Consider the following 19,340-nt stretch of genomic DNA (forward strand, 5'->3'; position numbering starts at 1 on the left):
GCGCAAGGGCTTTATTGAAGGCTGATTGTCGCGGAGCGTCAATCAGCGACAGTTTTCGGTGTCGCGTGCGAGGGCGGTCGTCCTGGTCCACGTTTGCGTTCGAGCGCAGTGCGGCGGCGATAGCTTTCGACATTCATCTCGACGATGGTGGCGTGGTGAACGAGCCGATCAATAGCTGCGAGCGTCATGGCGGGGTCCGGGAAGACCTTATTCCGTTCGCCGAAGGGCTGATTGGCGGTGATCAGCATCGATCGCCGCTCGTAGCGTGCGCTGATGAGCTCGAACAGCACGCTGGTCTCGGCCTGATCCTTGGTGACGTAGGCAAGGTCATCGAGGATCAGGAGATCGAAGCGATCGAGGCGATTGACGGCGGCCTCGAGACTGAGCTCGCGGCGGGCGACCTGGAGCTTCTGCACGAGATCGGTGGTCCGGGTGAACAGGACGCGCCATCCGTTGTCGATGAGGGCCAAGCCGATCGCTGCCGCTAAATGGCTCTTGCCGCCGCCGGGCGGGCCAAACAGCAGCAGATTGGCGCCCTTGCCCAGCCAACCGTCGCCGGCGGCGAGCGCGGAGACCTGCGCCTTGGAGATCATCGGCACGGCCTCGAAGTCGAAGTTGTCGAAGGTCTTTCCGGGTGGCAGCCGCGCCTCGACGAGGTGGCGCTCGATGCGACGGCGGCCGCGTTCGGCGATCTCGTGCTCGGCAATGGTGGCGAGGAAGCGGGCCGCCGGCCAGCCTTCCTTGTCGGACTGCTCGGCAAATTGCGGCCAGAGCACCTTGATGGTGGGCAGCCGCAGCTCGTTGAGCAACAGATTGAGGCGCGCGGTGTCGACGAGGGTGGCCGTGCTCATGCGGCACCTCCGATCTCGGCGGTACCGATGAGGCATTCATAGGTGGCGAGCGGCGCGAGATGCACCACGACGTTCGGCACGTGGGCGGGATCAGGGGCGAAGTGAGCGCGCAGCCGGTTGAGGTCGGGTAGTCGGCCGGCGTCAAGGTCAGCCGCGAGCTGATCGGCGAGTTCGGCCTCGCAGCCGCGCTCATGGGCGAGTGCGAGCAGATCGACCATGATCCGGCAGGCCTTCTTGTCCGGCAAGTGTTCGCGCAAGGAGTCGAAGGCTCGGCGGTAAGCTTCACGCGGGAACAGCCGATCGCGATAGACCAGATTGAGAAGCGCCATCGGCTTGCGCCGCAAGGAATGGATCACGTGACGATAATCGACGACCTGGTCGTGCTTGCCGTTGGGATGTGGCCGCCCGCGCAGCAGGGTGACGAGGTGGGTGCCGCCGACGAACACGTCGAGGCGATCGTCGTAGAGCCGCACCCGCAGCCGGTGGCCGATCAAACGTGACGGCACCGTGTAGAACACCTTGCGTAAGGTGAAGCCGCCGGACGAGGTCACGCGGACGATCACCTCCTCGTAGTCGGAGGTACGGCGATGCGGCAAGCTCTGCAACACGGCGCGCTCGGCATCGATCCGCTTGGCGTTGCGGGCATTGTGGCGGCTGACGATCTCGTCGATGAAGCCGCGGTAAGCGGCAAGGTCATCGAAGTCGGCGGTGCCGCGCAGCAGCAGCGCGTCGAGGATCGCCCGCTTGAGGTGGCCGTGGGCTCCCTCGATCGCGCCGTTCTCATGGGCGAGCCGCGGTTGTTGCGGGAAGGCCGCATGCCGTAATGGGCACAAAGATCCTCGTACCGGTGCGTCAGATCATCCCTCGCGTTCCGATCGAGATTGCAGAAGGCGGCCGACAGACTGTCGGTCCGATGCTCCCGCGGCGCGCCGCCGAGCGACCACAGGGCATTTTGCAGCCCTTCGGCCAAGGCGACGAAGCTCTCGCCACCCAGCACGACATGGGCGTGCTCAAACCCGGAATAGGCCAGCCGGAAGTGGTAGAGGCGGTGATCGAGCGGCGCTCCGGCGATGCTGACGCCCAGCTCGCCCATGTCGGTGAACTCGGAGAGGCCGACCTGGCCGGGCTCGTGGGTCTGGCGGAAGATCACTTCCTGCTCCTCGCCGTGGATCGCCCGCCAGGCCCGGATCCGGCGCTCCAGCGTGCGGCGGATGCCGGTCCCGAGTTCAGGGTGCCGTCGCAAGATCTCTTCGAAGATCGCAATCGGCCGCACGCCGGGCGCGGCCTTCAGCATCGGCACGACCTCGGCCTCAAATACGCGGGCCAAGGGATCCGGCCGGCGACTGCCGCGGGCTCCCTTCTTCCGCGATGGAAGGCGGGATCCTTCTCCATCCGATAAGCGGTTGACGTGCTGAACGACGCCTTGGCGGCGGCCACTGGCGGGGTATCGGTCTGACGGTACTTCATGTAGAGCCTCATCTGGTGATCGGTAATGTGTCGGCCTGGCAAGCGAGTGATTCCTCTTGGCGGAAGAACCACTTGCATAACCAGCCGGCCGCGATCACCTGACGGCGCGGTCCCTTGTGGATCGCGCCGTCGCCGAGCTCGTAACTTCGGTCGGGCTACGCCCTCCCTGCGTCACGAGCTCGGCGACGCTCTCTCATCCCGATTGACGCTCCACTTCCATCCTGATTGCCGCGCGGCACTGTGACAATCCCGCCGGCTCAAATGGGCTACCTGTTGTCCGGAATCGATTAGCGCAACCCGCAAGAAACCCATCGGCCGACGCGTCGGAGAGCCGTTTTGGTTCGAATCTGCTTTTTGATCTGCTTCAATCGGTTCGTGATATCCGGAGTGCGCCGCCTAGGCGAAAACGAGAGCGTGCGCGCCTTCAAGCCCAAGCGGCCGGCGCGCAAGTCTTAGCCGGACGATGTCGAACACGAGGGGGGCCATTGAGGTGTTGGGGCGCACCCTGACTAACCTGGGCGAGGATGTGACCGAGGTGGAGGGATCCCGCGCCGGTTCAAACTGATACAGACGACTTGAGAAACGTTTACCCGCCGCGATTACGAGAAGATCAGCCGGCCGCCGGCGCTGTTCTATGCGATGCCGCGCGGCTTCATTGGTCCGCAAAATGCTGGCGATGATCATATTCGACAGGTTTCGCATGCAGTTTAATCGCCGGAGCGTGCACTTTAAGGCGTCGTCCGTTAAGAAGCCGGACTGAGCTGTGTTGGAGACGCGAGCGTTCGCCATACCAACTCCAGGAAGAGGCCCAAAGGTTCTCTGAGCCAGCCGAGAATGCGGCTGAAGTTGTGGCCCACGGCCGAGAGGACGAAGTTGGCGGCGTCGCCTGCGCGGCCTTGAGTTAGCAGCAGCCGAGGTGACCTTCGGCCTTTCATGTGCCCGATGATGGCTCGACGGCAGAGCGACGGCGCAGCTCACGCTGATGACACCGAAGACGCCGCGCTTCTGGCCGGATATGAAGACGCGATGGGGATTTTGCGCATCGTGGCCGCGGTACCCTTGTCGACATAGCCCCGCTCGATCGGACAGCGGTGAGCGTCTCGGTGCGCTCGATGACGTCCCGCAGGGTGTGCCCATCATGCGGATTGTCGGGCATTACGCTCGCCTGCAGCACGAACAGGCCGCCGGAAGTGCGGCGATTGTTGGTGACGACGGAGGCCTTCACGCCGAACTCGTAAGGCGCGGCGGCCTCGCCTTACCGATGCACTCCAACTCCGGAGCATGGAAGGAATAAAGCTTCCAGCCGCGCTGGCGCTCTGCTGCGAACGAATCTGCGCGGTCGAGCGGAAGGGCGAACGCTCCTCCAGCGCCGGCTCGCACTCGATGTTGCGGCGAATGTCGCGAATGATCGGGCCGAGCTGCTACGCAGGATGCGCAACGTCGCTGATGCCGCCTGAAGTGTTTGGCGTGAGCGTAGCGGAAGCCATTATCGCGGCGGCCTTGGGCCAGGCGAGCACAGGATTGCCGGAGCCTGCCCCCGTGCCTTCTCGCGAGGCGATTGAGGCCCTTGATGGCCGCTGCAGCGGCTTGGCATGGGTCGAAAGGGTGATGGCCTTCGGCTGCACGGTGGTGCCGAACCGTGACGCGCTGGCGGTCCTGGCTGCGTAACCTCCCGCACCCGCAGGCTCTCGGCCAGCAGCAGCTCCAGCTTGTCGCGCACTTCGCACGAACTGTGACGGGTCGTCTACCACGCTGCGACGGCATTGCAACAGGCGAGGGGTCCGTGTGGCAACGCTATCCAACTGATGCCTGACATTCGACCGGTAGATAGAACCCCTTGGACTGCACCCCTGAAGTGAGACACGATAATTACAGTGAAAGGCATTTCGAGGATGACCTGTGGCAGGACGAGGAAAGAAGCGTCAGTTTCCGACGACTTACAAATTGAAGGCGATCAAGCGGGTTGAGCGGGGTGAAGGCGTCCTCCCTGTGGCCCGCGAGCTTGGGATCTCCCGCAAGATTCTCCACGACTGGATCAAAGCCTGGAACGCCGATGGGCCGGACGGCTTGAACCGGAAGCCCGGACCTAAGCCCGGCCCGCGCCAGCTCAAGCCGCTACCGACGTACGACGACAAGTGCTCCGCCCTTGCGCTCGCCAAAGCTCGCATTGCCGAGCTCGAACGGCTGGTGGGCCGCCAGCAGATGGACCTCGATTTTTTTCGGCAAGCCTTGCGCGCATTGGAGCGGCCGGCGGCGCAAGGCAAACCCGCATCCGCATCATCGAAGTCATCCAAAGCGTGATGTCGCAAGCGACCGATTCTCATGCCGGTGTGCAACGTCTGTGTCGTCTCGCGGGCCTGCCGCGGGCGACGTATTATCGCCACCACGCCAAACGCAGCCGCGAGACAGCCGAGTGCGAGCTGCGCGACGCGATCCAGCGCATTTGCCTCAAGCACGTTTTCTACGGCTATCGGCGGGTAACAGTCGCCCTCAGGCGCCAAGGCGTGGTCGTAAACGCCAAGAAGGTTCAGCGGCTTATGCGCGACGCAAGGCGCCGTTCCGAAGCCGCCTTCGGAACGGCCATCGGGCTTTCTCGTCGTTCCCAATCTGGTCCGTGGCCTGGTGCCGTCCGCACCCGACCAGATCTGGGTCGCGGACATCACCTATGTCCATCTCGCCAAAACCTTCGCCTATCTCGCCGTCATTCTGACGCGTTCTCGCGCAAGAGCTGTTGGCTGGGCTTTTGAGGACACGCTCGATGCCTCGCTTGCCATCGCCGCGCTGGAGAAAGCCATCGCGGCTCGGGGGCCGGCCCCCGGCAGCCTGATCCATCACTCCGACCGCGGCGTGCAATACGCGTCGATCGCCTATCGCCAGCGGCTTGCCGATCGCGACATCACCATCAGCATGAGCAGGCCAGGCAATCCCTTCGACAACGCCAAGGCTGAAAGCTTCATGAAAACGCTCAAGGCCGAACAGATCAACGGCAAAGCATTTGCCGACCTGGGCGACGCCCGCCGCCACATCAACAGCTTTATCGCGGAGATCTACAACAAAGAGCGCCTGCACTCGGCGCTCGGATACCAGTCGCCCGTTGAGTTCGAAACCGCTTTCGCGCAAAACAAAGCGCGGTAACCCATCGTGACAACCCCGCTGTCACTGTAATTATCGTGTCTCAATTCAGGGGTGCAGTCCACCCTCGTCACCACAATGTTAGACAGCATGACTGCCGGCAGAGCCGTCCGTTCTTGCGAGCCCGCCTTCAGGTCCACCAGAGAACCACATCTGGGCTCGCAAACCCAAAAAAACAGTTCAGCAGAAGGCGAGGCTTCCCATTGCCTGATTGTCGGGTCACCCCATGAACGTAGCCGCCATCGATGAGCGCGATATCTCCTGCTTTGAGCTGAAAATCGTGATAAGGAAGGTCCTCAAGATAAGCTGTCGAAAAGGGATAGCCTGTAGTCTCCAGGCCTTGCGATTTTCGGTCACTCTCTATCGGTTTGTGGCTCCAGATGCGCAGATTGCCACCTTCATCGGGCATGCTGGGGTAGAAGTTTAGCGCTACAACCGTTTTGTTCGCCACCGGCCGAATCTCGCTACCAGCACATAGAACTTGGGCGACGTCGTCGTGGGGCTCTAAGGAATACATCCCTGCGCCAGACCAGCAGATGGCACGACAAAGATTAGCTTGACCGTGCTCCGAACGAGCCAGCCGCAACTCAACTCCCTGTTTGTGAAGCTCGCGTTTCAGCGCATCGAATAACGCGCGGACCGGATCTACCAGATCCGCAAAAAGGGCTTCCACGAAAGGACGCGCACTTTCCGCCTCGGCAAAATAGGTGGCTGCATTCCTCCGGTAGTGCGATGCGCCGACATATCGGCCGGGAACGCCATCTTTACGCTCCTCGAGACCGGGGTTTCGATTAAAGTTCGTCGTAATTTCCTCGGCCAGCTCGGGACTGAATGCCTGTTTGATGTGCAGACCGGTGATCTCACCCTTTAGGACTGAGATTATCTCGCCAAGTTTAATGGAGCCGGTTCGTTCCTTGGTCGTGAGAAGCGAGATCGCTGGTACTTGAGACAGCTGGGCAGTTGCCATTGCCTTACTCCTGTATTGCCTGCTCGAGGATCGCGATGCCACGGTCGAGCTCGTCATCCGTGATTGTTATCGGCGGGAGGACTTTGATGACGTCTCGGTTTGGTCCGGAAGATTCGATCAGCAGTCCGTTTGCGAAAGCGATATCGTGTGCGCGGTTGACAATCGCGTGTGAGCGACACTTGAGGCCCGCCATCAGGCCGCGACCTCGCTTTTCTTCAATGCAATTCGGGAATTTCGCAACGAGATCATCAAGGTGTCGTTGCAGTTTGACAGCTGTCCGCTCGACGCCAGGAGTAAATTTGGTGTCTGACCACATTTTGCACATGGCGCCCGCAGTCACGAAAGCAAGATTGTTGCCTCTGAAGGTGCCGCTATGTTCTCCGGGTTTCCATATGTCTATGTCGGGGCGAATCAAAACCATGGAGAGCGGATTACCTGAACCGCTTAGTGACTTTGAAAGACAGACGATGTCAGGTTCGATTTTTGCGAATTCGAACGAGAAGAAATCACCTGTTCGGCCTGCTCCTGCTTGAATATCGTCGACGATGAAAACAATGCCGTGGTCCCGGCAGATGCGCTGAATATCCGTGAGCCAACGTGCGGATGCAGTGTTCATGCCGCCTTCCGCCTGGATGGTCTCCAGAATTATTGCCGCGGGTTTTTCTATGCCACTCCCGAGGTCGCCCAGGACGTAATCGATGTAACTCGCTGAATCGAAAGCTCCGTTTGCATAGCCGTCGTAGGGGACGCGGATCACGTCGTGGCGAGCCACGCCGCCGAGCTCCCTGGTAGAGGCTGAACCTGACACGGCCAGGGAGCCGAGTGACATTCCGTGGAACGCATTTGTAAAGGCCATGACGCTGGAACGCCCGGTATATTTTCGGGCCAGCGCAAGCGCCGCTTCGTTAGCGTTTGTTCCAGTCGGTCCAGGAAATTGCATTTTATACGAAAGACCCCTCGGCTTCAGGATCGTATCAACAAACACCTCGATAAATTCACGTTTCGCCGTTGTGTGCATATCAAGCGACAAAAGAATGTTCCCGCCCGCGAGATAATCAATTGCCGGTGCAAGGATATTGGGATTGTTGTGCCCGTAGTTAAGTGCGCCTGACCCCACAAGGAAATCAATATAGCTCTTGCCGCCCTCGTCCCAAATCGTCGCCCCAAGCGCCCTCGTAAAGACGGTGGGAAACGACCGCCCATAGCGACGAACATTAGATTCATGAGCAGAGAAAACGTCGATATTCATCTTGCGGATCCGTGTGCACGCATTTCATTGAGCGAAATGGACTGAACACGTTCAGTTTGCGACAAATGTCCAGACTGTAGCGACTGGGTCATCACGATGCATTCCAGTTCGATTCAGCTCCTGGCGATTCTTTATCTAAAAATGTGCGAACAACGAACCTACCAAGGCGGATAGTTTTTGTTGCAGAGGCACTGACCTTGCCCCCCAATATGTGGAACGGCCGGCGTGGCAAGAGCTTCTTCAGCCGATTTCACACATTAGGACGGTGCCGTCATATCTCCGGCCTTTGCGCGCGGCACATGGCCGCTGGGCTCGATGAGATCCGCGGAACGAGGAGCTAAATCAAGTCTACGTTTTAGCGCATGGGCGGCAGCTGCTTCACTCGTTTCGGGATTTCTTCCCATGGTTCATCGGGTGTTGTCGCACCTTGCCCTCTGCCGGCCTGCCCCGGTCAGATCACCTTGGCGACTGCAACGACTCTCGAACTCCTGAACCGACGGCTCCACAAAGTTTTCAAGCTGCCCGTAGTAGCCACTGTTGGCAATCGGATTGCGGCAGTATTTCGTGACATGATGACGGGTGATGCGACGAAGGGGCGTCGCCAGGTCGCTGCTAGCGACAGCGGCGGAGCGTTTCTGAGCTGTGGCGGGATCACTTCGCACGCTTTTCGGCGCGTAACCGGACTCGTCCGACGAGCTGGCCTGACGCCAATTACCAACGCTCTCGGTTGTTCCAATACGATCAGCTTCCCATTCCTCCGAGCAACAATCTGGCCTATGCTGGCTTCGGTCGAGGACGTCGGCGGCACATCCGCTCACTGTACCAATGAGCGAACCGTGGCAGTTAAAGCTCGTCGCTGCTGTAATGCCGTAGCGAAGGAGAGAGTCTAACGAGTTACCGCCGGTCGCGAAGCTGCACATGATCTCTGTCGCCGAGATTGAGGCCGAGATGAATCGCGCGGGGTCTCAGAGGACGGCTACTCGTCCGCGGGCAGGAGCAACAAGTCGAAAAACTTTGGCTCGAGAGTGTTGTCGCTGGTCAGATCCGCTCGACGTTGGCCACTTCGCACCCGTTCCGGCCGCTTTCGATGATCAGTGCGGATAAAGGCTTCGAGTATGTGCGTATCAATGCCGCGGTTTCGATGGGTTCGAGGAGCCTGCTGTGTTCAGCCGCATAAGCATCGAGTTTTTCCTCTTGACAAGGCCGGCGATCGCAATGGTGAGCCGCACCGCACCTTGTCGGCACGAATGTCAGGCCTGGCGGCCCGATATGTTTCGCCGAGGTCCGGACGATCTTTTCGAGGAGGGGTCCAACAGGTTATCGCGCAAAGCCTCCCCTGCCGCTCATCTTCAACAGCAATACGTCGTACCCACAATGTCGGGTTCGCAACCAATGTCCAAAGGTCAACGCTGTGGTTCATGTGAGGACGAGCGGATCTGGGCCGCTCGCAAAACTCCAACTGTCGCGTTCCTTACATCTGGGTTCGGAGAAGGGCCTGCGAGTGTCGCCATCCTCGTTGCGGACCTTCTTCATGGCGTCGGCGACGAACTTGCCGATCTCCGCGTCACCGTTGGCGGAGATGGTGGCGACCTGGGCGATCTCGTCGTTCGAGGTGTTATTCTGGAGGTCTGCAACAACGGCCTCGATAGCAAGCTCGATGCCCCGCTTGAGGTCTATCGGGTGCGGGGCTAACGGCTTCGTTCAATCCGGCTTCTGTGAGGTCGCCACCCGCGACGCAGCGCGCAGTTGGCCTTGGCCCGGCGACCTCAGGGAGCCCTCAAGATTCCGTCGAATCGGCAACCGTGATTCGATCGTCGCATCGGAGGTCGCGATGCGACGGAAGAAGCACAGGACGACGGGACCCGGCGGTCTGTTTCGGGCCAGGCTGGACCAGATTGGTGCGGCCAGCGTGGTTCGGCTCGGTGGTCAATCAATATGAAGCACGAGCTGGTTCAGCTCGCCGACAAGGTCGATTGGGACTGGATCGACGGCGAGATCGCGCCGCTCTACACCGAAAATGGTTGGCCCGGGATCGCAAGCCGCTTCATGATCGGGTTGTTGCTGCTAGAGGACATTTACGGGCTGTCGGACGAGGGGTGTGCGATCGCTGGGTCCACGCCCGTATTTCCAGTACTTCACAGGCGAAGAGCTCTAAATTCCCGCACGAGCGCTCGGACCTGAGCCACTGGCGCAAGCGGCTTGGCGACAAGCTGGAACTGTTACTGGCCAGGAGCTTGCGGGTGGCGCACGAGGCCGGCGCGTTACGCAGCCAGATCTAAAGCGGGTCACGGTCGACACCACCGTGCAACCGAAGGCGATGACCTTCCAGACTGATGCCAAGCTGCCGCACGCCGATCTCGCAATCATGCAACGGCTCGACCGGCTGCATCTGGAGTTTCCTTTCGCCGGTTCGCGAATGTTGCGAGACCTGCTGGCTGCCGAGGGGAGCAAGATCGGCCGCCGGCATGTCAAAACGCTCATGCGGCGGTTGGGGATAGAGGCGCTCTACCGCCGGCCGCCCACCACCAAGCCCGAGCCTGGACACAAGATCTATCCATATCTGCTGCGCGGCATGGAGATCACGCGCCCGAACCAGGTCTGGGCGATGGACATCATCTACATCCCGATGGCGCGGGGCTTCGTGTACCTGGCTGTTGTCCTCGACTGAGCGACCCGTCGGGTGCTGTCGTGGCGCGTCTCGATCACGATGGAAGCCGCATTCTGCGTCGAGACGCTGGAGGATGCTCTCGCTCGCCACGGCAAGCCGGACATCTTCAACACCGACCAGGGCTCGCAGTTCACCGGCGCGGCGTTCACCGGCGTGCTCGCCAGTCACCGCATCGCCATCAGCATGGACGGCCGGGGCGCCTGGCGCGACAACGTGTTCGTCGAGCGGCTGTGGCGCAGCGTCAAATATGAGGAGGTCTATCTGCGCGCCTACGACACCGTGTCCGACGCCCGCGTCTCGATCGGCCGATACCTCGACTTTTACAATGGCCGGCGTCACTCGAGCCTTGACGGCGGCACCCCCGGATCAAGCTTACTTCAACCCGCTGCCGTTCCGCGCGGCAGCTTAATTTTGGCGGAAGCTCCACTTATCGATGCGGACTTGCTGTTCAGACAACCGGGAGCACCTCAACACTCACCGGCTGCGCGAGCGAGCGGGCCGATTTCGATAAGGGATGCCGTAGCCAGCACAAATCCCCAGCACGTCTTCATCGCGGCCCAGAAGCGCGGCGCCTTCCGTGTCATCAAGCGCGAGCTGCGCCGCCGCTCCGCATCGAACCGACCATCGGACACCTGAAGGCCGATGGTCACTGCGGCCGCTGCTAGCTCAGAGGCCGCGGCCGGCGATGCGGCTAACGTCATCCGCTCGGCCGTCGGCCACAACTTCTGTTACATCCTCATGGCTCAGAGAACTCTTGTGCCTCATCCTGGTCAAGCTATCGCGCACGTTCCGCCCTCCCACCCCGCTCATCAGCCTTCTTAACGGAGCACCAAGTAGCTCCATCACGCAGCGATGCGGAAGCCTGCAGCGGCTACTTGCACCACTCGGTAGTCTTGACGTTGGTCTCGCCCAGTCAAGCGCGCCTCAGTCTTGACGGGCCCGAAACTCTCGGCCAGCGTTCTCTTCCGGCCCGCGCGACACTCGCTTTTTCTTTAATCACGAGTGCCGGCGACAATGGATGTCATATGGCGCCTCAGTCTCGCACATCACACTCGTCATCCCCCTGGAGCCAATACTCACCGGTCTAAGGCTGGCTCCGAACATGTCTAATCAGGCCAAGATGCACTCTCCATTCCTCCTGACCGAATGTGTCGGCCGCATCGCGCGAGCTCAACGAACTGACGGCGCACGATAAACAGTGCAATCATTCCGGCGCCTAGCTCCGCGATAGCTTGGCTGGCCAACACTCCGCTGAAGCCAGAGATGGCAGGGAATAATAGTACAGCCGGAATGAAGAGATAATGCCTTGCGAAACACACAACCGCGCTGAGACGCGCTCTCCCGAGCGATTGAAGCATCGCCGTGGCGACACTCTCAATACCGTACAGTCCAAAAAACAGATGGAAGACGGTGCAGGCAGAAACCGCAATTTCCCTGACGCTATCGCTATCGCTGAACAGCCTGACCAAAGGTCCGGCAAAAATCACAATGGCCGCGGAATATGTAACCGAAAGAGCGACAGTTATGGAGAGCAGGACTTTTGCAGCCCTGAGTACACGAGAAAAATCGCTTGCGCCCCAGCCAAAACCCAGGATAGCTTGAGAACCCATACAGAAACCGCTGATAAGCAGTGCGCCAATCGTTAAGAGCCGCACGGCTATTCCCACGGCCGCGATGGACTCTTCGCCGAAGGGGGCAGCTGCTCCGTACAAGAGCACAACAGTAATAGCAGATAAGATGCTGGTCACGGTCGCTGGCGCCCCCACGAGTGCGATCTGTCTGATGCGATCTGCTCGCAACGAGATGTGAGACATCCTGACGACGACCATTCCGCGTCGCATGATAAAATACGCGATATAGAGGCTAATAGCCGTAGTCTGAGACGCAAGCGTTGCGAGAGCGGCGCCTCGCACACCGAGGTCCAGCACGGTTATGAGCACTGGATCAAGGCCAGCGTTCAGGATGAAGGCAGTCATCATCGTCCACATGCTGAATCGTGTGTTGCCTTCGGCTCGGACGATGAAGCCGTTGACGATATTCAGAAGCATCAGGGTGCATCCGAACAAAAGCGTCGTCGCATAGTCGAGCGCCAGGGGCATGATGGTTGGAGTTGCACCGAGCGCTAGGAAGATTTCTCGCATGTTTAGAAACAGAACGACTGTGACCGCGATGCCGATTGGCGCGGCGAGCGCGAGAGCGGTACTGGCGCCTCGACTCGCCTCCAGGTACTCACCAGCACCAAGATGACGAGATATGAACGACGCTGCTCCAACACCTATCCCCTGTCCGGCCGCCGCGAGCAGGACCACGATCGGCAAGGTCATGCTGACAGCTGCGATCGCCGGCGCGCCGAGTGTGCCAACAAAGATTGCGTTGACAACCTGCTGCAAGGCATTGATCGACAGGCCAACAACAGACGGAATGGCGAGCTGCAGGATAAGTCTGAACAGACGGGGGTCTGATAGATCGATGCGCGCGTTTCTGTTCGGCATCACATCGTGATCGGCCTCGGCGGCGAATTCCGCATCGGGCTCATTCATGGATGAAGGTGTCCCGAGAGCTTCCGAATTTCGCTGATCGTCCGCAACAGCTCCTCTTGCAAGACCGTGCAAAGATGCCGGGTCACCTCATAATCGACCATGCTCGGATCATACGTTGCGTAAATCTGTAGCTGGCCCGATTGATATCCGACCTCGAACCAGAAGAGATGGACCGCCGCTGCTTGATGCATGTGTTCGCCGATCCAAAGTGGATAAGGGTCTGTGTCTAGAAAACGGCGCGCGAAATGGCGCTGCAAACCGGCGCGATAATTCACCCCAATTCTGGGAAATGGCAGGCGATCGAGCCGACACCGCAAGGCTGGATCTCGGTTTAGGAATTTCAGAGCCCGAAAGCCTATTCCCCCACGCGGCTGCGCATTGCGCTGCCGGTATATCAAGCGAGCACGGTCGGAACGCGACTCCCTTCCTGTGACCTTCAATGGAAGCGGAACGAGCTCGCTGATAAGGCCAATGATCTGAGATGGATCGAAATCGTCAAACAACCGACCTCGTGTCGAGGTCAGGCTGTCAATCCAGAGCGAATAGTTGCCGAACAGGGCTCCACACGCACCGGATAGGGCAGCAAGAAACACATCAAAGTCCTGACAATGCGCTGATCTGGCTCCAATACTAAGGAGACCCGCTGTCGCTTCCCCGTCGATCTCAAGATGGTACTTGGCCCGATCTACCCGCGAACGGCCGTTCGCATCCTCCCGACGACCTCCGAGACTTGCATCGTGAAGCTCTCTCGCGCTTCCTTCGGCAACACTCGTGCCGCGCGATGACGCGTCGCTGAGGCGCAGGTTGAATTGATCGTAGTCAATATCCTCCCAGTACTTGAGTTCGTCTGGTGCTTCTCTGTCCGCGTAATGCTCGAGGCGCTCCAACCAGGAAGAGAGCCTTTGTACGGTCCCGGGGCCATTCACATCATGGCCTGCAGCAAGAGCGTTGTATGCGTCCTCCAATGCTTCCAGGAATAGCCGATAGCCCATCCCATCCGCTACGAAATGATGCACCAGCACCAGCAGATAGTAATCGCCGCTTTCCGAAGTACGGAAGGCCGCGACGTGAACAAGAGGCGTGTGACCGTCAAACCGGAACATGTGTTGACGTTTTGCCGAGACGATCTCGATTGTCCTGCGTTGGTCTGGGCCGGTCATCCGGACAAGATCGATCTCCTCCACGATGCGCTCAGTCGGACCAGGCCCGATTCCCAGCCGTAGTCCATCTTGGGTTCGGGCAACGCGGAGCCTGAGCCCTTCGTGCCTCTCGATGACATGGACGAGAGCGCGGTCCAGGATCTTGATGTTCAGGATGCCGCCGCGCAAGAAGAACAGATCGCCGATGTTAAAATGCTCGTCAAAACCAAGAAGAGAATTCCAAAACGATATTATGGGGGGCACAGGCAGCAAGCTATCCGCGGAAGCGGCGGGTACCGCCTCCGCTTCCCCGGCCGCCAACTCCCTGATGGTCGGCGTTCGATAAAGTTGGTTGACGGTGAGATCCAGCCCGGCTTTGCACGCCAGCGTGACGCAACGCACGCTCAGAAGAGAATCGCCGCCGATATCAAAGAAACTGCTGTCGATTCCCACCCCCTTGGCGCCTAATAGATCCTCCCAGATCCGAGCAAGAACTCGCTCGTTCCTGGTGCGGGGCTCAGCAGATGGACTGGTTTCTATCTCGCGGTAAGGAACGGAGGATAGGCGAGTACGGTCGATCTTTCCGCTCGTCGTCAGGGGAACACTGTCAACCAACCTGAAGGCTGCAGGAACCATGGCAGATGGCAACCTGTTGCGCAGGTGGGCGAGAATCTCTCCAGAGCTGAGACTTTTGCGAGCGGGCACCACGCTCGCCGTCAAGCGGCGATCGTCATCGATGCCTTCTGCGAAGACCGCGGCCTTTGCGATTGCCGGATGCGACTCAAGGGCCTCTTCGACCTCCTCCGGCTCGATGCGGAAGCCCCTCACCTTGATCTGGTTATCCGATCGGCCGCAAATCTCAAGAAGGCCGCTGGTTGAGATGCGTGCGATGTCCCCACTTCGATAAAGCACGTTGTATTGTCCGCTATCATACGGGTTCGGCAAGAAACGGCGGTCAGTCCGATCTTGGTCCTGCCAATACCCAGCGCTTAGACAGCGGCCTGCGATGCACAGTTCGCCAGGGGCTCCAACAGGCACTCTCTTCAATCGTGAATCGAGTACGTAGAGTTTCACGTTGTCGATTGGTCGCCCCACTGGGACAAGCGCCGAGTTGTCATCCGTAGCTGATGTTTCGTGCACGGCTGCATTTGACGCACATTCCGTCGCACCATAGAAGTTCCACAACGGCACGCCCGGAAAAGCCTCACGCCAGCGAGCGGGCAGCGAGGACGGCATCGGTTCGGCGCTGCTTGTGACCAGTCTCAAGGCGGTCCTTTGCGGTTGCCGTTCCTGGGATCCGATGAGACCGGACAGAAGTGGCGGAGAGGCAAAAAAGCGTGTCACGCGATGTTTTGCCAAACTGCACAACAACAGATCCGGATCTAGCACCTGCTCTTGGGTGAGGATCAGCGTGGGCACACCTCTCAGAAGTCCACCAAAATACTCCCAAGCGAACGCAACAAGGCAGGCGGACTTCTGGACAACCATGACGTCGGTGCCATCGAAGGGAAAGCACCGCCACATCCAGTTCAGCCGGTTGAGAATGGCCGCTTCCGGTATAAGAACCCCCTTCGCCCGGCCTGTGGAGGAGGACGTGTATATGAGGTTCGCAATTCGGTGATCTGACGCTGTGTCGCTAGGCGCGAAATCATCCCCTGACACTCTGCACGTTTCTATGGCCAACAGACAAGAAGGTATCTCAAAGCTACGCTCCGTGATATTCGCGTGAACCAAGAGCTTTGCCTGACTATCTCCCAGGATATGTTGGATCCGATCACGCGGATAATCCGGCGCTATCGGCACAACAACAGCATCCAAGCCTCGCGCGGCAAGCATGACAGTGGCAACATCCGGCGACCGGTCAACAAGCATAGCGACCAGATCGCCGGCCCCCACCTTCATATTCTGCAGTACCGAGCGGATAGCTGCCACGCGCTCACGCAGCTGGCCAAACGTGACCTCTCCGAACTCGCCAAAATATGCTACTTTGCCGGGATTAAAGACGCTGATCTGCTCGAAGGCTTCAACAAGCGGACATTCAGATTCGTATCGCTGGGTCGACCCATCCAGCGAATGCAGTAAAGTGAGGTCTGAGGCGCTAAGGCAGCTTAGTTCCTCAATGGGCACAAGTGGATTATCAACGCAGGCGGCAATCAGACAGCGCAGATTGTTGGCCATGCGGACAGCCAAATCACCTGAGATTATGTCTTCCGCATACGCCAGCTGGAGCGCGATCTCATCGCCGTGATCTTGCGCGTACAGTGTTAAGTCGAACTTGACATAGCCTGTGTCGTACTCGCGGAATGTCAGAGCCACCTCGTCTTGACCAAGTGGCTCCGCGGCTTCGGAGTACATGTTGAACATGACTTGGAAGATCGGCGATCGACCCGATTCGCGACATAACCTGGTGTCCCTGACCATCCATCCGAATGGATAGGCCGAATGTGCAATGGCATCGCTGACCAGGCTCTGGATGCGCTTGGCATGAGCAGCAAAGGACTGACCGACATCGACCGCGGCTCGGATCGGCAGCATATTCAGGAAGAAGCCAATGATGTCGGCGCTGCCAGGTTGATCCCGCACAGCGTGTGGCATGCCGACGACAATATCGTCCTGACCGCTATACATTCGTAGCAGCAGCTGGAAGCACGCCAGCAGTGTCGTCGACGTGGTGCAGCTATTTTGGCGCGCGAATTCTCTTACCCGGCTGGAGAGATCGCCGCCAAGCAGCACTGGATGCGAGCCGCCGCGGTATGAATTTGTTTGCGGGCGCGCCCTTCCAAGCGAAAGCACCGGCGGATCATCACCAATCTGACGACGCCAATAGTGACGTTGGTTCTCCAGCGCCTGTGGAGAAACGTGTTGTTTTTCCCACGCCGCGTAGCCCGAGAGTGACGCACGGTTCTCTGGCCAAGGCGCCGCGGCATCTAAATATCTCTGCTGAAGATCTCTGAGCAGAACAGAAATCGACCAGGCATCGAGGATGATTTCGTGAGCGGTGATCATTATTAGATGGTTGTCAGGACCGAGCCGGGCCATGAGCGCGCGAAACAAGTGGCCCTGTCCGAGATCGAAATTGTCTTTCAGCTCCGTTCGCCGAAACTCTGCGATGAGCTCCTCCGTCTCGGAAGAGGTCAGACGAGATACATCGATCAATTCAAGATTGGTGCATGGCGGAGCATCAAAGCATTGAACCGGACCGTCTTCGTCGATGAAGCGCGCCGAAAGTGCCTGGTGGGAATGAATGACCTCTGTCCAGGCGCGTTTGAGCCGAGCCAAATCGATGTTTCCCTTAATCCGCAGCCCGCCCTGAATGATGTAGTTCCGCGCAGATGGATCGAGCTGTGCCAGAAACCAAAGGTGCTCCTGGAGGTGCGTCAGAGGTGATCGGTTTAGCTTTCGGCCCGTCAAAGCCGTGCATGGATTGCGCTCAGTCCGAGTCTCGATCGAAGCGGCAAGAGATCGAATTGTGCCATTCAGGACCAGTCTGAAATCCGCTCTCACGCCGAGCAAGGTCTGCAACTGCCCCAATATAAGCATCGCGCGGAGCGAGTCTCCGCCGAGGCTTATGAATTGGTCATTCACACCTATGTTCTCGATACGCAAAATGCCGGACCAGATTTGACGTAGCCGGACTTCGAGGTCTGATTGCGGCTCCTCGAAAGGCGTTGATAATGCCGGCCGAACACTCCCCGGCTCAGGCAATGCTGCAAAGTCGACCTTTCCATTCTTGGTCAGTGGAATGCCGCTGACGTGAATGATTCTTTCCGGAAGCATGTAGCCGGGGAGTGCCTCAGCAAGAAATTTCTGAAGATCGCTTTCCGCCAGTTCAGCTGAAGCCGACACATACGCAACCAGCCGCCGCGATTCGGCGTGCGCCTCCGCCCCAGCTATATCGCGCGCCGTAAGCTTTACACCTGCGCAGACAGAGGCGACTGCGACGGCGCCATGCACCAAGGGATGAGCGGACAAACGAGCTTCGATTTCTCCCAGCTCGATTCTGTGCCCGCGAATCTTGACCTGACGATCCCGTCGACCGAGACATTCCAAGAGGCCGTCGGAACGGAGGCGGCCAAGATCACCTGTCCGATATAGGTGCCGGAAGGACAGGTCGCTTGAGAACGGGTTTGGCCCAAACGCATCCTTGGTGCGGACATGGTCATTGACGTAACCGGCAGCGACACCGACGCCGCTAACGCAGATTTCGCCGATTTCTCCTACATTGCAGAGCCGTGGTCCGTCCGCGACATAAACCTCAACGTTTTGAATTGGCCTGCCGATCGGCACATAAGGCTCAGCCAGCGCAGGCGGCACGGAAACCAGATGATGCGTCACGCCGTCGGTGCACTCGGTCGGCCCGTAATGATTGAGAATGGAAACGCGAGGATACAAGGCAAGCCACGCACGCGCCAATCCAGGCGTTAGAGGTTCTCCGACCGTAGAAATAATCCGCAAGCCATCCATGGCTCGCTCTGCCGCGGCAAGCGATTGCAGATATTCAACAAACACTGCCAGCATCGACGGAACGAATTGGATGACCGTAGCGCCGCTTCGTTGAATTGCTTGAAGGAGCGATGACGGCGATCTCAGTGTCGCATCATCGATGATTGATGTAGAGGCTCCGACGCAAAGCCCAGAGAGAAGCTGCCAAAGCGAGATATCAAAGCAGTGCGATGCCGTTTGCGCGACGCAATCCGTCCGAGTGAGACTTAGAGCATCGATCTTTGCCGCCAAATGATTGTTTAGGCCGGCGCGCTCGATCATTGCGCCCTTAGGCTGGCCCGTCGAGCCAGACGTAAACAGAATATAGGCAAGTCCATCCACGTGCGGCGATGGCCCGACAGCCGAGGTCTGGACCTGGCGCAGGGCCGCCTCTATAGCTACGAATTGAGGAGCTGCTTTGCTGCTCTCCTGGAAGAGGCTGAGCGATTCCGGCCGGTCTCGGCCCATCAACAAAGCGCAGTGGCTCTGCTCGATCATGAATGATGTACGGGAAGTCGGCAGCGATGGATCTAGCGGAAGGTACGTTGATCCAGCTTTCAAAATTGCGATGACCGCCGTCGCCCAGTCGAGGTCCCGCCCTCCCCAATAGCCGACAACCGCACCGCAAGCACCCTGCTCTCGTAAGATCCTTGCAAGGGCATCCGATCTTGATCGTAGGGCCTCATATGTGAGTTCGTCTGCGCCGTGCCTCAGCGCAACTCTCTTCGGATCCGAACCTGCAAGCCGATTGATCGCCGTGACCGCGTCAACCGGTTGACGTTCCGCAGATGGCTTCTTGCCGGATTGATTTTCCGTAGGCACGCGCCCCACCATTCGTCGCCTTC

At 59.2% G+C, this 19,340-nt stretch carries 8 protein-coding genes and 6 pseudogenes; 6 read left to right on the forward strand and 8 right to left on the reverse strand.

Features of this window, described 5'->3' with window-relative positions; all coding sequences use genetic code 11:
• Positions 1–38: 38 nt before the first annotated feature.
• The 3 genes and pseudogenes from istB to BRAGE_RS53355 all read right to left on the reverse strand — a co-directional run.
• Entirely contained in the window at positions 39–851 is an 813-nt protein-coding gene (istB, locus tag BRAGE_RS0129840) for an IS21-like element helper ATPase IstB (protein WP_027564538.1), read from the reverse strand.
• Positions 848–2,360 (reverse strand): annotated as a pseudogene (gene istA, locus BRAGE_RS49890) (IS21 family transposase). The gene istB and the pseudogene istA overlap by 4 nt, the downstream one beginning before the upstream one ends.
• Positions 2,361–3,061: 701 nt before the next feature.
• Positions 3,062–4,032 (reverse strand): annotated as a pseudogene (locus tag BRAGE_RS53355) (IS5/IS1182 family transposase); the annotation flags it as partial.
• Between the two features lie 185 nt (positions 4,033–4,217).
• On the opposite strand from BRAGE_RS53355, the gene BRAGE_RS0129865 reads away from it, so the two are divergent.
• The 3 genes and pseudogenes from BRAGE_RS0129865 to BRAGE_RS53365 all read left to right on the forward strand — a co-directional run bounded on the left by BRAGE_RS0129865 (position 4,218) and on the right by BRAGE_RS53365 (position 5,453).
• Positions 4,218–4,619 (forward strand): helix-turn-helix domain-containing protein, encoded by a 402-nt coding sequence (locus BRAGE_RS0129865; RefSeq protein ID WP_027564540.1) that lies wholly within the window; start codon positions 4,218–4,220, stop codon positions 4,617–4,619.
• Positions 4,619–4,855 (forward strand): annotated as a pseudogene (locus tag BRAGE_RS58020) (IS3 family transposase); the annotation flags it as partial. The gene BRAGE_RS0129865 and the pseudogene BRAGE_RS58020, both read left to right, overlap by 1 nt.
• A gap of 70 nt (positions 4,856–4,925) precedes the next feature.
• Positions 4,926–5,453, forward strand: a complete 528-nt coding sequence (locus tag BRAGE_RS53365) for an IS3 family transposase (protein WP_084335005.1) — start codon at positions 4,926–4,928, stop codon at positions 5,451–5,453.
• A 127-nt stretch (positions 5,454–5,580) separates the two neighbouring features.
• Here the strand turns inward: BRAGE_RS53365 and BRAGE_RS0129875 are convergent, their stop codons facing one another.
• From BRAGE_RS0129875 to groEL, 3 genes and pseudogenes are all read right to left on the reverse strand, one after another.
• Positions 5,581–6,417: a 2OG-Fe(II)-dependent halogenase WelO5 family protein gene (locus BRAGE_RS0129875; RefSeq protein WP_027564541.1), complete on the reverse strand. Its 837-nt coding sequence runs from the start codon at positions 6,415–6,417 to the stop codon at positions 5,581–5,583.
• Between the two features lie 4 nt (positions 6,418–6,421).
• Positions 6,422–7,666: a diaminobutyrate--2-oxoglutarate transaminase gene (gene ectB, locus BRAGE_RS0129880; protein WP_027564542.1), complete on the reverse strand. Its 1,245-nt coding sequence runs from the start codon at positions 7,664–7,666 to the stop codon at positions 6,422–6,424.
• Between the two features lie 1,512 nt (positions 7,667–9,178).
• A pseudogene (groEL, locus tag BRAGE_RS55045) lies at positions 9,179–9,349 on the reverse strand (chaperonin GroEL); the annotation flags it as partial.
• Positions 9,350–9,601: 252 nt separating this feature from the next.
• On the opposite strand from groEL, the gene BRAGE_RS57075 reads away from it, so the two are divergent.
• The 3 genes and pseudogenes from BRAGE_RS57075 to BRAGE_RS55055 form a co-directional block, all read left to right on the forward strand.
• Positions 9,602–9,847, forward strand: a complete 246-nt coding sequence (locus BRAGE_RS57075; protein WP_027564544.1) for a hypothetical protein — start codon at positions 9,602–9,604, stop codon at positions 9,845–9,847.
• A gap of 169 nt (positions 9,848–10,016) precedes the next feature.
• Positions 10,017–10,743, forward strand: a pseudogene (locus BRAGE_RS49915) (IS3 family transposase); the annotation flags it as partial.
• 55 nt (positions 10,744–10,798) lie between these two features.
• A pseudogene (locus BRAGE_RS55055) lies at positions 10,799–11,142 on the forward strand (IS5/IS1182 family transposase); the annotation flags it as partial.
• A gap of 298 nt (positions 11,143–11,440) precedes the next feature.
• On the opposite strand, the gene BRAGE_RS49920 reads toward BRAGE_RS55055, so the two are convergent.
• The gene (locus BRAGE_RS49920; RefSeq protein WP_035730208.1) at positions 11,441–12,874 is read right to left on the reverse strand and encodes an MATE family efflux transporter; all 1,434 of its coding nucleotides are present in this window, start codon (positions 12,872–12,874) and stop codon (positions 11,441–11,443) included.
• Positions 12,871–19,329, reverse strand: a complete 6,459-nt coding sequence (locus BRAGE_RS49925) for a non-ribosomal peptide synthetase (protein ID WP_051378149.1) — start codon at positions 19,327–19,329, stop codon at positions 12,871–12,873. Before BRAGE_RS49925 ends, BRAGE_RS49920 begins: the two co-directional genes overlap by 4 nt.
• Between the last annotated feature and the right edge of the window lie 11 nt (positions 19,330–19,340).

This window comes from Bradyrhizobium genosp. SA-4 str. CB756 (assembly GCF_000473125.1).
Classification (GTDB): Bacteria; Pseudomonadota; Alphaproteobacteria; order Rhizobiales; family Xanthobacteraceae; genus Bradyrhizobium; species Bradyrhizobium arachidis.